The 13,651-nt window shown below is 57.4% G+C and carries 12 protein-coding genes and 1 pseudogene; 11 read left to right on the top strand and 2 right to left on the bottom strand.

Annotated features, from left to right (window positions below; translation table 11 throughout):
• The first annotated feature begins 66 nt into the window (after positions 1-66).
• The 9 genes and pseudogenes from GS632_RS22155 to speB all read left to right on the top strand — a co-directional run bounded on the left by GS632_RS22155 (position 67) and on the right by speB (position 9,729).
• Positions 67-360, top strand: a pseudogene (locus GS632_RS22155) (bacterioferritin-associated ferredoxin).
• Positions 308-793 (top strand): bacterioferritin, encoded by a 486-nt coding sequence (gene bfr / locus GS632_RS12700; protein WP_171238592.1) that lies wholly within the window; start codon positions 308-310, stop codon positions 791-793. Before GS632_RS22155 ends, bfr begins: the two are co-directional and overlap by 53 nt.
• The gene (locus GS632_RS12695) at positions 753-2,300 is read left to right on the top strand and encodes a di-heme oxidoredictase family protein (protein WP_171238591.1); all 1,548 of its coding nucleotides are present in this window, start codon (positions 753-755) and stop codon (positions 2,298-2,300) included. The genes bfr and GS632_RS12695 overlap by 41 nt, the downstream gene beginning before the upstream one ends.
• 2 nt (positions 2,301-2,302) lie before the next feature.
• Positions 2,303-3,313, top strand: a complete 1,011-nt coding sequence (locus tag GS632_RS12690; protein ID WP_171722011.1) for an imelysin family protein — start codon at positions 2,303-2,305, stop codon at positions 3,311-3,313.
• A gap of 3 nt (positions 3,314-3,316) precedes the next feature.
• A complete protein-coding gene (locus GS632_RS12685; protein ID WP_171175949.1) occupies positions 3,317-4,402 on the top strand; it encodes a DUF1513 domain-containing protein in 1,086 nt (361 codons plus the stop codon).
• Between the two features lie 101 nt (positions 4,403-4,503).
• Complete coding sequence (gene speA, locus GS632_RS12680; RefSeq protein WP_171238588.1) at positions 4,504-6,393, top strand: biosynthetic arginine decarboxylase; 1,890 nt, start codon at positions 4,504-4,506, stop codon at positions 6,391-6,393.
• Positions 6,394-6,408: 15 nt separating this feature from the next.
• Positions 6,409-7,620 (top strand): saccharopine dehydrogenase family protein, encoded by a 1,212-nt coding sequence (locus GS632_RS12675; protein ID WP_171722012.1) that lies wholly within the window; start codon positions 6,409-6,411, stop codon positions 7,618-7,620.
• A 100-nt stretch (positions 7,621-7,720) separates the two neighbouring features.
• Positions 7,721-8,890, top strand: a complete 1,170-nt coding sequence (nspC, locus tag GS632_RS12670) for a carboxynorspermidine decarboxylase (protein ID WP_171238586.1) — start codon at positions 7,721-7,723, stop codon at positions 8,888-8,890.
• On the top strand, positions 8,887-9,729 hold the full coding sequence (speB, locus tag GS632_RS12665; protein WP_171238585.1) for an agmatinase: 843 nt from the start codon (positions 8,887-8,889) through the stop codon (positions 9,727-9,729). The genes nspC and speB overlap by 4 nt, the downstream gene beginning before the upstream one ends.
• Here the strand turns inward: speB and GS632_RS12660 are convergent.
• Complete coding sequence (locus tag GS632_RS12660; protein ID WP_171238584.1) at positions 9,726-10,316, bottom strand: HD domain-containing protein; 591 nt, start codon at positions 10,314-10,316, stop codon at positions 9,726-9,728. The genes speB and GS632_RS12660 overlap by 4 nt on opposite strands.
• 101 nt (positions 10,317-10,417) lie before the next feature.
• Here GS632_RS12660 and GS632_RS12655 point away from each other — a divergent pair, with 101 nt between their 5' ends.
• On the top strand, positions 10,418-11,251 hold the full coding sequence (locus GS632_RS12655; RefSeq protein WP_171238583.1) for a LysR family transcriptional regulator: 834 nt from the start codon (positions 10,418-10,420) through the stop codon (positions 11,249-11,251).
• Here the strand turns inward: GS632_RS12655 and lptF are convergent.
• The gene (gene lptF / locus GS632_RS12650) at positions 11,248-12,387 is read right to left on the bottom strand and encodes an LPS export ABC transporter permease LptF (RefSeq protein ID WP_171238582.1); all 1,140 of its coding nucleotides are present in this window, start codon (positions 12,385-12,387) and stop codon (positions 11,248-11,250) included. The two genes, GS632_RS12655 and lptF, sit on opposite strands and share 4 nt — an antisense overlap.
• Before the next feature lie 195 nt (positions 12,388-12,582).
• Between lptF and GS632_RS12645 the strand changes: the two genes are divergently transcribed.
• The gene (locus tag GS632_RS12645; protein WP_171175963.1) at positions 12,583-13,509 is read left to right on the top strand and encodes an alpha/beta hydrolase; all 927 of its coding nucleotides are present in this window, start codon (positions 12,583-12,585) and stop codon (positions 13,507-13,509) included.
• The last annotated feature ends 142 nt before the right edge of the window (positions 13,510-13,651 follow it).

Below are 13,651 nucleotides of genomic sequence, written 5' to 3'. Positions count from 1 at the left end.
GCCGGGAAGATCTGTTTCCCGGCCCATATCCCCACCTGATCGCCTGAAAAAACCGAGCCAACGACAATGATTGTCTGCCACTGCACCAACATCTCCGATCATGATATCCGCGCGACCATTGAATGGATGCGATCGGCGGACCCGTAGACAGTAATCACCCCCGGTAAAATCTATCATGCCCTTGGAAAGTCGGCGGATTGAGGCGGGTGCATGCCCCTTTTCCTAGCCACGATGCGGTCAAACGATAGTCTGGAATTACCGATGCAACTCCGCGCCTTGCGTGCCGGAGTAACACAGGAGAAAGCAGATGAAGGGCGATCCAAAGGTCATCGAATATCTCAACAAGTCTCTGCGGCATGAGCTGACCGCGGTAAGCCAGTATTGGCTGCATTATCGGCTGCAAGAGGATTGGGGTCTTGGCCACATGGCCAAGAAAAGCCGCGAGGAAAGCATCGAAGAGATGCAGCACGCGGACAAGCTGATCGAGCGGATCATCTTTTTGGAAGGCCACCCCAACCTGCAGAAACTGGACCCGCTGCGCATTGGGCAAACGCCCAAGGAAACACTGGAATGTGACCTTGCCGCCGAACTGGACGCGCGTGCACTTTATGCCGAAGCACGCGATCACTGCCGCGAAGTGGGCGACTATGTCTCAATGTCGCTTTTCGAAGGATTGATAGCGGATGAAGAAGGTCATATCGACTTCCTCGAAACGCAGCTCGACCTGTACGAAAGGATCGGCGAAGCAAATTATGCGCAACTCAACGCGTCAAAAATGGACGAAGGCGAGTAGCCTTTTTACGCTGTCGGTGGCCGCTTTTGCGGCCGCCCCTGCCCTGTCTGCGGATCTGAAGGATCTGCATCTGAACATCACCCCTCGAACCACGGATGAACGCGCCCGCATCGCCGTCGTCACAGCCCCACCGCAGGACTTCAGCGCACCGCAGCCGTTTGAAGAGCTCTCTGCCGGGGCCGCGACTGTACGAGTGCGCAATGACGCAGATGCGTTTTCACAGCCCTCTGGCAATCTGAGCTTCGATCAAGAGCTGGACTTCAAGGTCGGCAATGGGTTGTTCAAAAAAATCTGGGTCTCGTCGCCTTCCTCCACGCTGGCCTCTGACGGGTTGGGGCCGCTGTTTAACGCACGATCCTGCCAACGCTGCCATATCAAGGATGGACGCGGGCATACCCCGAACGGGCTTGAAGACAAGGCGATTTCCATGTTCCTTCGGATCTCGATCCCCGGAGCGCCAGAAGATGGCTATGCCGAGATCGCAGACTATGTCGCCACCCTTCCCGAGCCCACCTATGGCGGACAGATGCAGGATTTTGCACTAGCAGGGCATCCGGCGGAGTACCGGCTGGATATCTCGTACGAGGAAATCCCGATCGCGTTGTCAGGGGGTGAAACCGCGTCACTGCGCCGCCCAACCTACCGGGCAGCCGACCTTGGCTACGGGCCCCTGCACCCCGAGGCGATGCTAAGCCCACGGGTCGCCCCTCAGATGATCGGGCTTGGCCTGCTTGAGGGGATCCCAGTCGAAGATCTATTGGTCAACGCTGATCCTGAAGATGCGGATGGGGATGGCATTTCGGGTCGTCCCAACATCGTCTGGTCCTTGGAATATGGCGCACCGATGATGGGTCGGTTCGGGCATAAAGCGGGAATGCCGACGATCATGGAACAATCGGCTGCGGCATTTGCCGGGGATATTGGAATCTCCAGCCCACTTTATCCTGCCCCGCAAGGCGATTGCACCGAATTGCAGGTGAATTGCGTTGAAGCACCTCATGGCGACAATGATTTGCGCGGGTTCGAGATTGATCAGTTGGGCATGGACCTGGTGGCCTTCTACAGTCGCAATCTGGGGGTGCCCGGTCGCCGGGATGTAGACAGCCCCGAAGTGCTGCGCGGCAAGGAAGTATTTCACGCCACCGGTTGCGCTTCCTGCCACACGCCGTCGCATGTCACCCACCGCATGGACGACCGGCCCGAACATAGTTTTCAGCTGATCTGGCCCTATACCGATCTGCTGCTGCATGACATGGGCGACGGTCTGGCAGACAATCGCCCCGAGGCCCGCGCAACGGGCCGCGAATGGCGCACACCGCCCTTGTGGGGTGTCGGCCTGACTGAACGCGTCTCGGGCCACACTCAGTTCCTGCATGACGGGCGGGCGCGCAATCTGTTAGAGGCGATCCTATGGCATGGCGGCGAAGCACAAGCTGCACGCGATAGCGTGGTGTCGATGCCCAAACCGGACCGCGATGCCCTGATCCGTTTCCTGGAGAGCCTTTAAACATGCGTTACCTTCCTCTCCTCGCTGCGTTGATAATGCCCGTCGTGTCACTGGCACAAGATCGCGCCCCAATCCTGATGGATGTGACCGAAACGCATATCCTGCCTCGGTTCGACAAGCTGCCAGAGACAACAGGTGCTCTGGTCAGTGCCGCGTTGGTGGATTGCACCCCGACCTCACCCGGGCTGCGTGCCGCATACGATGACGCCTTTGACAGCTGGATTTCCGCCAGCCATCTGCGATTTGGCCCAACCGAGGTAGATGACCGCGCTTTCGCAATGGCTTTTTGGCCCGACACGAAAGGGTTCACCTCCAAGGCGCTGTCGCAACATATCGCCAGTAAGGATGAAGCGGTCCAAAGCCCCGAAGCTTATGCCGAGACGTCAATCGCAGGGCGCGGTTTCTTTGCCCTGGAACAGATGCTGTACGACCCTGCGTTTGCTGATCAGGGCGATGCAGAATACCGCTGTGCTCTGATTCAGGCTATCACGGCGGATATCAGTGCCAACGCACAAGCAATGGCCGAAGACTGGCTGAGCTATGCCCCAAACCTAACCCGACCCGGAGAGGACAGTCGCTATCGGACGCAGGATGAGGCGATGCAGGAGTTATTCAAAGCCCTGTCTACAGGTCTTGAGTTCACCGCCGAAACCCGGCTGGGTCGTCCATTGGGCACATTCGACCGCCCCCACCCCAACCGCGCAGAAGCACGCCGGTCCGAGCGGTCCCTGCACCACATAGAGCTCTCGCTGATCGCCCTGCGCGATCTGGCCGCCCGGCTGTCCTTCGATTACCCCGAAATTGCAACCAATCTGGACGCTGCGTTTGCGCGCGCCATCGAGAAAGCCCAATCCATTGATGATCCCGCGTTGGCGGGTGTCGCTGATCCGCAAGCGCGGTTCCGCATCGAGGCCCTGCAACAATCCATTCGCGACATCCGTGCCATTGCCTTCACAGAACTTGGCCCGACACTGGGGATCAGCGCAGGTTTCAATTCGCTGGACGGAGATTGATCAGTGCCGTCACGCCGTCACTTCCTGGCCGGTCTGACCGCAGCCACTCTCTCGCCGATCCGCGGCTGGGCTTCGGTTGGGGCGCCCGACTTTCTGGCTGCAGGGCTGTTTCCCGATGGTTCACATAGGCTGGCGGGTCTGAATGAGCAGGGCGAAACCCTGTTCTCGGTGCCCTTGCCTGCGCGTGGGCATGCCGCCGCAGCGCATCCGTTCAAAGCACAGGCCGTAGCTTTTGCCCGTCGCCCCGGAACATTTGCCGTGGTGGTCGACTGCGCCACCGGCGCGCAGATTGCGCAACTCACCGCTCCTGAGGGCCGCCATTTCTATGGCCATGGCACCTTTTCACCCGATGGTACAACTTTCTTCGCGACCGAGAACAACTATGAGGCCGGAATAGGAGTCATAAGTGTCTGGAACGCGGACAGCTTTGTACGGATAGCAGAGTTTCCCTCGGGTGGCGTCGGACCGCATGACATGCGCTTGATGCCCGATAGGCAAACGCTGGTGATTGCCAATGGCGGGATCCAGACACATCCCGAAACCGGGCGCACCAAACTGAACCTGCCGGTGATGGACCCCAATCTGACCTATCTGAGCCTTTCCGGCACTTTTCTTGAGCAGATTTCCTTGCCCCGATATCTACACAAGAACTCGATCCGGCATCTGGCCGTTCGACAAGACGGGCTGGTGGGCTTTGCGATGCAGTGGCAGGGCAGCACGTCTGAACACCCGCCGCTGCTGGGCCTGCACCGTCTCGGCGAAGCCCCGCGCCTGCTGTCGGCCCCCGACAAGGATCAAAGCATGCTCCAAGGCTATGCGGGGAGTGTCGCGTTTTCGGCGGACGGTACGGCCATTGCCATCACTTGCCCGCGCGGCAATGTACTACATCAGTTTGACGTCACCAACGGGACCTTTGCGAATGCCCATGCATTAGAGGATGTCTGCGGCTTGGGTGCAGGGTCAGACGGGTTGGTCTTTACCACCGGAACTGGCTTGTTTGGTACTTTGACCGGTTTGTCCCCTATGATCCGCGCCCACGCACACTGTCAGTGGGACAATCACCTGATACCGATCCGCCACCCTGAGTAAAACTCGGTTTTATTCGTCACTTAGTTTACACTTGGAAGAATCAAACTGCTGCCGTATTGGCGGGCGCGAAACTGGCACCCTTACGTTAAGGATCAACTTGATTGAAACAGACGCCCGATGCACCGCATTCCATCTACGGGATTGAGAAATGGGGCAAAGGCCTCATCGAGGTGACGGATCAGGGCGAGATCGGTCTGCGCAACCCCATGTCGCCAGAGACAGCAGCGATCAGCCTGCTGGGTATTATCAGCGATTTAGATGACCGTGGCATCAAAGCCCCCATGGTTCTGCGCGTGACCTCTTATTTGGAACATGAAATCGCGCATCTGAACGATAGCTTCCGCGAGGCCATCGCGCGTGTTGGGTACAAGGGATCCTATCGCGGCGTTTTCCCGATCAAGGTGAACCAGCAGGCACAGGTCGTCGACCGGATCGTCGAGTTCGGTAAGAAGTACAACTATGGCCTCGAGGCCGGGTCCAAGCCTGAACTGGTGGTAGCCCTTGCGCATCGACTGGCGTCTGAGGCGCTGATCGTCTGCAACGGTGTCAAAGATGCCGAGTTCATCCAGCTGGCGATCCTGTCTCGTAAGATTGGTTTCAACACAGTCATCGTTTTGGAAAGCCCGAAAGAGGCCGACACGGTGATCAAGGTCTACAACGAACTGGGCATCGAACCTCTGATCGGTGTCCGGGTCAAACTGACCAACCAGATCAGCGGCAAATGGGAAGAAAGCTCGGGCGACCGCTCGGCCTTTGGCATGAACACGGATCAACTGGTCGCTACGGTGGACAAGCTGCGCGACGCAGGGCTGTTGCATTGCCTAAAGCTGCAACACTCGCATCTGGGCAGCCAAGTTCAGGACGTCAACGATGTGCGCCGTGCTGTGGGCGAAGCCTGCCGGTACTACACCGAGTTGACCCGTGAAGGCGTGCCGCTGACCCATCTCGACCTCGGCGGCGGCATGGGAGTGGACTATACCGGCGAGAAGAAGGCCGCAGAAAACTCGATCAACTACACGGTCGAAGAATACTGCGCCAACGTCGTTGAAACCGTGGCCTATGCAATGGATGAGGCCGAAATCGACCACCCCACGTTGGTCACCGAAAGCGGGCGCGCAGTGGTGGCGACGTCCTCAATGCTGGTGTTCAACGTGCTGGAAAGCACATTGTATGATGCGCCAAACGGCCCCGAGGTTGAGCCCGATGATCACCACATGGTCTCGGACCTTGCTGCAGTGCGTGGATATCTCAGCAAAGATCGCCTGCAGGAATGCTGGAACGACGCCACCTTCTATCGCAACGAGTTGCGCGCCCTGTTCCGCCGTGGCTATGTCGACTTGCGGCAGATGGCGCGTGCCGAACGTATCTACCTGTCCCTGATGGCGCGTCTCAAGGCGCTTGCTGCCAGCGACGATCTGGAAACGGATGTGGATGATCAGCTTGAGAAAGTGGCCGATATCTACCACTGCAATTTTTCGCTGTTCCAATCCCTGCCCGACGTCTGGGCCATCGACCAGCTCCATCCAATCGTGCCGCTGCAGAGTCTTAACCGGACACCCGACCGCCGCGCGGTGCTGTCCGACATTACCTGCGACAGCGATGGCAAGATTGATCGGTTCATTTTGTCCGACGGCGTCTCGCCCAGCCTGCCGGTGCATTCTCTGCCCGAAGATCAGGAATACTTGATGGGTGTCTTCTTCGTCGGCGCCTATCAGGAAACGCTGGGCGACCTGCACAACCTGTTCGGCGACACAAACGTCGTCACCATCGACCTGCGCGCCGATGGCGGCTTTGACCTGCTGCACGAACAAGAAGGCGACACGATTTCCGAAGTCTTGTCTTATGTCGAGTTTGATCCGCAGGATTGCGTCGCCGCCTTCCGCAAAATGGTGGACGAGGCGATCTCGACCGGTACTTTGAAAGCCAAGGACCGCAAAACCCTGATGAGCGCCTATCGCGACTCGATCAACGGCTACACCTATTACGAATAATAAGGAGACGACCCAATGGGAAAAACACTGGTTGTCGGTGCAGGCGGCGTATCCCACGCAGCCGTGCACAAGATGGCGATGAACTCGGACATCTTTACCGAAATCACCCTGGCCAGCAGGACCAAGTCGAAATGCGACGCCATAGCCAAAGCGGTGAAAGAGTGTGTGGGTGTTGATATCGCCACCGCCGAACTGGACGCCTACAAGGTCGAAGACACAGTCAAGCTGATCAAGGACACCGGCGCGGAAATCCTCGTGAACCTCGCCCTGCCCTATCAGGATCTGGTCCTGATGGACGCCTGCCTTGAGGCCGGTATTCACTACCTCGACACCGCAAATTACGAGCCCGAGGATGACGCCAAGTTCGAATACCATTGGCAATGGGCCTATCAGGAACGGTTCAAAGAGGCCGGCCTGACCGCCATCCTCGGTTCGGGCTTCGATCCAGGCGTGACCAGCGTGTTTGCCAAATGGCTGAAAAAACACAAACTGGACACGATCCGCCAGATCGACGTGCTGGACGCCAATGGCGGCTCGAACGATCAGGAATTCGCCACCAACTTCAACCCGGAAATCAACCTCCGCGAGGTTCTGGCCGAGGTGCGCCACTGGGAAGGTGGCGAGTGGAAACACTCCCCCGCCATGACCCACAAGGTCGAGTTCGACTTTCCTGCCATCGGCCCCAAGAACATGTATCTGATGTATCACGAGGAACTGGAATCGCTTTCGACCCACTTCCCCGAGATCGAGCGTGCCCGCTTCTGGATGACCTTCGGCGACGCCTATATCACCCACGCAAAAGTGCTGGAAAACGTCGGCATGACCCGCATTGACCCTGTGATGCATGACGGCAAGGAAATCATCCCGATCCAGTTCCTGAAAACCCTGCTGCCCGACCCCGGCGATCTGGGCGCGGAAACCAAAGGCAAGGCCTGCATCGGCGATATCGCCACGGGTCAGGCCAAGGACGGCTCGGGCGAGAAAACCTTCTACATCTACAACATCTGCGACCACGAAGAATGCTACGCCGAGGTAGGATCACAAGCCGTCAGCTACACCACTGGCGTTCCCGCCATGATCGGTGCCGCCCAGGTACTAAAAGGCAACTGGCGTGAGCCGGGCGTGTGGAACATGGAACAACTCGACCCTGATGACTTCATGGATATGCTGAACGAACACGGTCTGCCATGGCAGGTCCACGAACTTGACCGCCCGGTCGAATTCTGACTAACCAGTGGGGATATCGCTCCCCTTCTTCTTGTTCACAAATACGGCGGGGGTCCGGGGGCAGAGCCCCCGGCCTCTCCACAACCCAGAGACGCCGGACATGCCCGACATGATGACCACGCAGGCCGGAGACGCCGGTGCCTTCCGCAATTTCGATCTCAGCCGTGTACCCACGCCTTGCTTTGTCGTCGATGAGAACGCTGTAGAACGCAATCTGCGTATCCTCGCGGATGTCGGCACAGGGTCCGGTGCACATGTCCTAAGCGCGCTAAAGGCGTTTTCGATGTTCTCGCTGGCTCCGTTGGTGCGCCAACACCTCGGCGGCACTTGCGCGTCCGGCATCTATGAGGCCCGCCTGGGTCGCGAGGAATATGGTGGCGAGGTTGCCACCTTCTGCGCGGGATACAAAGACGCCGACATAGATGAAATCCTGTCGCTTTCGGACCACATCATCTTTAACTCTCCGGCACAAAAGGACCGGTTTCTTGCCAGGGCTCAGGCTGCCAAGGTGCAAGTCGGTCTGCGCATCAACCCGGAACATTCCGAAGGCGAAATTCCAAAATACGATCCCTGCGCCCCCTGTTCGCGGCTTGGAACCCCAGTGAGTCAATTGACCACCGAGGCTTTGGCCGGTGTCGATGGCCTGCATATGCACACGCTCTGCGAACAAGGGTTCGAACCGCTTCAACGCACTTGGGAGGCCGTTCAACCCAAAATCGCCCCCTTTATGGGCCAACTCAAATGGCTGAACTTTGGCGGTGGCCATCATATCACCCGTGACGATTATGACCGCGAAGGGCTGGTTGCCTTCATCAAAGCCATCCGCGAGTCCCATGGCGTCGACGTCTACCTCGAGCCCGGTGAAGCCGTCGCGTTGGATGCGGGAATTCTGGTTGGGGAAATCCTCGACCTGCCGAAAAACGGCATGAACCTCGCAATTTCTGATATCTCAGCCACATGTCACATGCCCGACGTGATCGAAGCCCCCTATCGCCCCGCCCTGATGGACGAGGCCGAGGCGGGCCATACCTACCGCTTGGGTGGTCCCTCCTGTCTGGCCGGCGACGTGATCGGCGACTACACTTGGGACAAGCCATTGCAGATCGGTCAGCGGTTCGCCTTTCTTGATCAGGCCCATTATTCAATGGTCAAAACCAACACCTTCAACGGCGTTCCCCTGCCAACCATCGCCTTGTGGAACAGCGAAACGGACGAACTGAAAATCATCAAAAAGTTCGGCTATAACGACTTTAAGGACCGCCTCTCATGAGCATTTTCCTCGATAGTGAACTGACCGAAGCCGAGCGTACCGAGGACGCCCGTTTTCGCGTGATCCCGGTCCCGCTGGAACGCACCGTGTCTTACGGGTCAGGCACAGCCAAAGGCCCCGAGGCGATTATCGAAGCCAGCAACGAACTGGAACGTATCACCGGCCACGCGGAACCCTGTGTCGAAGGTATCTTCACCGAAGAGCCGCTGGATTGCGACGCTGCCCTGCCCAACATCATGGAACGCCTCGCCCAACGCACCGAAGCTGCCGTCCGAGCAGGCAAAGTGCCCGTAACATTGGGAGGCGAGCATTCCCTCAGCTACGGCGCAGTGATGGGCGTGGCGCGCGCGCTGAACCAACCCATCGGGATCGTTCAAATCGACGCTCATGCTGACCTACGCAACGCCTATCAGGGCGAAAAACACAGCCACGCCTCGGTCATGCATCTGCTGGCCGAGGAAGGCATCCGTTTGGCCCAGTTCGGCGTCCGCGCCTTTTCCACAGAAGAAGCCAAAAGCCGTCTGAAAAACCACGTCTTTCACGTGGATGCCGAGGAACTGGTCACCGGCAACATCCACGCAATCGACCTGCCCGAAGATTTCCCCGAGCTGGTCTATGTTAGTTTTGACGTGGACGGCCTGGATCCGTCACAGATGCCAGCGACCGGCACGCCAGTACCCGGCGGTCTGGGCTACTATCAGGCGCTTCGACTGGTCGAACACGCACTGAAGGGCCGCACATGCGTAGGTTTCGACGTGGTCGAACTGGCCCCGGACGGCAATGCCGCCTGGGACTTCACTGCCGCGCAGATCGTTTATCGCCTGATGGCGGCCTGCTAAGCGTCAGAGGTTTCGTTCAACTCCATATGCCCCTCGCCTTTGTTCAGGACACGGCGCAGCATGGGCTCGAAAAACTCCAACGGTTTGGTCGGATAATCCGGGTCGAACGCTTTCTGATCGTATTCGTGACAGAAATAGCGGCAGTCCTCCCAATAGGGGCTGTCGCGGTACTTGTCACGGGCGTTGCGGTCACCGCCGAGGTGATGGTTGTAATAATAGCCCTGAAACACACAGTGATGCTTGAGAATCCAGTAGGTCCGCTCGCTGACATAGGGCTTCATCATCGCCGCTGACAGCTCACCATGGTTGTAGGGTGACAGAATATCGCCAGTGTCGTGGATCAGGGCCGCGACCACCAACTCTTCATCTGCCCCGTCTTCATACGCGCGCGTAGCGGCCTGCAGGCTGTGTTGATAGCGGTTCACGGGATAGGGTGTCCATTCCTCGTCCAATGACCGTATGGCGTCGAGGATGCGGTCAGGCAATGCGGCATTATACGCTTCCTCATATTCCAATACGGCGTCCCAGTCGGCCTTGGTCGCTTCTTCAAAACTAGTCCAGGTCGGCTTGTGGCTTTTATCCAGCATGGTTGTTTCTCCGGCGTGTTTCCTGCCCCGCAGAATACAGCGAGTCTCCTACTCAAAAAAATGAATTGATTTTATCGCTTCGATGAAAAAATACTTTCAATATGCAAACCAAAGCTCTTGAGACTTTTCTATGTGTTGCTGAAACGGGTGGGTTCCACGCGGCGGCCCGAAAGCTGAACGTGACCCAGACAGCCGTTAGTGCCCGCATTCGCCTGATCGAGGAGGAAACCGGCAGACCGCTTTTCACACGTGGTGCCGGTGGCACGGCGCTGACTGGATTCGGGCAGCAATTCAAGCCTTATGCTGAGCAGATGCTGTCGCTATGGGCGTTTGCCTCGCGCGAATTACCTGATCAGACCCAAAGCCGCCCTGCGCTGCGCCTGGGTGGGCAACTCAGCATATGGGACCCATTGCTGGTGGACCTTGCCGTACGCTTTGAACAGCGCTTTGACAAGCTTCTACTGACGCTCAACTACGACCACGATCTGAACATGATCGAGGCAGTGGCAACTCATGTGCTGGATGCAGCCATCACGCATGAAAAGCCTGCGGACCGGCGGGTGACTTGGTGCGAATTGGAACCTGAGGCTTTGTCATTGGTGCAGACGCCACAGAAGCATACCGCCGAAGAGGATCTGGTTTTCGTCAATCTGGAGCTGGGCGAAGTCTATCAGGACCATGTCAGATCCGCTGCGCGACAGGCGTCTGGTCAGACCCTGTTTCTGGGCAATTGCATAATGGCGCTGCGTTATGTCCTAAAACGGGGCGGACGCGGCTATTTCCCCGATTACGTCATTTCAGACCATTTGAAATCTGGCAATCTGGAACGTGTTGCAGAAAGCGTTCCATTGCGGTTGCCAGTGTATTTGGTCACACGCAGTGACCAGCCGGACCTTGACGAGCTTCTGAGTTGCCTCACCGACCTGCGCGCCTAGGCGGGCGTGACCAACGTCTTGTCCGAACGTAGTCGCTTGCGCAGGATCGGACGCCCCGCGATCAACAGGAAGACACCGGAAATCAGCACCCCCATTATAGCCGGAAGATAGAGTAGGATCCAAAGCTTGGGGTCGTCGATAACAACAGGAGATACAAACCCGCGCACACCTTCGAGCAGCACCAGAATCGTGAACGCACCCAGGATTTGGGGCCAGAGTCCAAACCGCGAAAAGCTGCCCAGCATAAGTGTCGAATACCCTGCCAGGGCAACAGCGACACAAATGGCGATCCAGGAAAACCGCTGATGCAATTCTTCGACCAGCTTGCCCTCGCTATACCCTTCGGCGGCAGAAATCTCACTGCGGTTCTGAATCAGCTCAACGGTTGGGATAGCCTCAAGACTACGTTTGGCCATCGGGCTTGTACTGGTCAATTCGGAGATGTCGTATGACGCGTCCTGAAACAGGGTCGAAGATAACCGTCTGCCTTCTTTGGTCAGGCGCAGCGCCACGCCGTCAACCATAACAAGGTGAATGCCGATGTCATTGTTGACCAGATAGGCAGTGGCACTGGAGTAGCTGACCGCGTTTTCAGGATCGCGCCGGTCCGAGACAAATACCTCACGCAGTGTCCCGTCCAGATCGATCTGGCCGATATATACAGTAACATCTTCGGCCGGGTGCAGGAACTCGCCTTCGTTCAGCAACTGCGCCGTCACATCGCCAGCGACCTCTGCTTGCCGAATCTCCAATTGCTCGACCGAAGCGGGGCGCAGAAAAACACTGATTGCCGCCATCATCAGGCCGGTAATCGCCCCAAACAGAACGACGGCACGGGCTAACCTGCGAGGGCTGGAGCCCGTGGCCAGCATTACCGTCAACTCACTTTCCCGGCTCAGACGATTGGTGGCGTAAACAGCAGCAGCAAACACGGCCATGGGCATGACCGTGCGGATCAAAGTTGGCAGGGTCAGGGCAGTGAATTCCAGAAAAACCATCGCGGACTGACCACCGCTGATCACGCGGTCAAACAGGCTGACCGACCGGGTGATCCAGAAAACGCCGACTAGCACAAGGGTGAAAAAGCCAAACAGAATCAGCAATTGCCGCAGGAAATATCCATCAAAGCGCGACATGGGTCCTCGTGCGTGTGTTCGTTTGCACCGGACACTAGGGCATTCGGCGGTCAGAGGAAACAGGGATTGGTTGGCCAGAGGAACCCTGTTTGCGCTTTGGCTGAAGAAGTCCAAAGCATTGATCAGAACATAGAGCTTTGTGAAAAGGGCGCTTCGTGGCACATTTCGACGATTACTTGGAATGGAGTTTGACACATGGCCCTGTTTTTTTCCCGCCGCACCTATAACGCGCAAAAAAAGAAATTCACTTTCAAGCCCGCTGCAAAAACCAGATACGTTCACATCACGCAAAAAAGCCCGAGCGGTAAAATTCGCAAAGGCGGCATCGTCAAAAAGGCCAAATGGCTTGATCTTGTCCGCCAAGAGGGCGGAGATTCGGACGTCCTGATCTATGTCCATGGTTTCAACACCAGCCAGAAGAGTATGCTGGACCGGCTTGAAAAGATTGAAAACGGGGTAAGGGCCAACGGGTATCAGGGGGCCGTTGTGGCCTTTGACTGGCCAAGTGATGGGTCGATTCATGCGTATGACTCAGACCGCTCCGACGCCAAGGCAGTTGCCCCACACCTCGTGGGGGATGGAATTTTACCGCTGTTGGGGATGCCTTCTCGCCCAAGGGTTCACCTGATTGCACATTCCATGGGGGCTTTGGTCGTTCTGCGCGGTTTCTCGGATTTCGGGGATTCGGCTGGACCGGGAAACAAGATTTGGTCCGCGGGTCAGATCATGTTTGCGTCTGGCGATGTCGACGCAGAGTGGCTTGAAAAAGGCGCTTGGGGAGATCTGGTTCTCAAAAAGCGTAGCAAGCGATTCACCAACTATTACAGCAGCAGGGACAAGGTTTTGGCCCTGTCTGGCGGACTTGTGCATGGCGGGCGGCAACGCGTGGGTCGCGTTGGAATGCCAAAGCTGACCTCGAAAGGTCATTGGGACATTTATTGCAACGAGCAATACAAGCGCGACGTACCAAAGGCGCAGCGCAAAATGATGAAATCCCATCGCTGGTGGTTCGACAGCGACGGGTTTTATCAGGACCTTGCGCTGACGATCGGCGGGCATCCTGCAAAAACGATGCCTACTCGGCGGAAGACAAACATCGGAGACCAAGCACTGCTGGTCTGACCCCTCGGTCGCCTAGCTTTTATCCGTCGAAGCAAACTGTTTTCGCTAATGGTTAACAGTCCGTGGACGCCCCGTTGGCCACACGTTCATGTGGCAGCTGCATAACGGACCATGAAAAAGTGGCCAATTCACGCGCCACGCC

This window comes from Ruegeria sp. HKCCD7296 (assembly GCF_013110775.1).
GTDB lineage: Bacteria > Pseudomonadota > Alphaproteobacteria > Rhodobacterales > Rhodobacteraceae > Ruegeria.
This window is presented reverse-complemented; position numbering and strand designations above follow the sequence as displayed.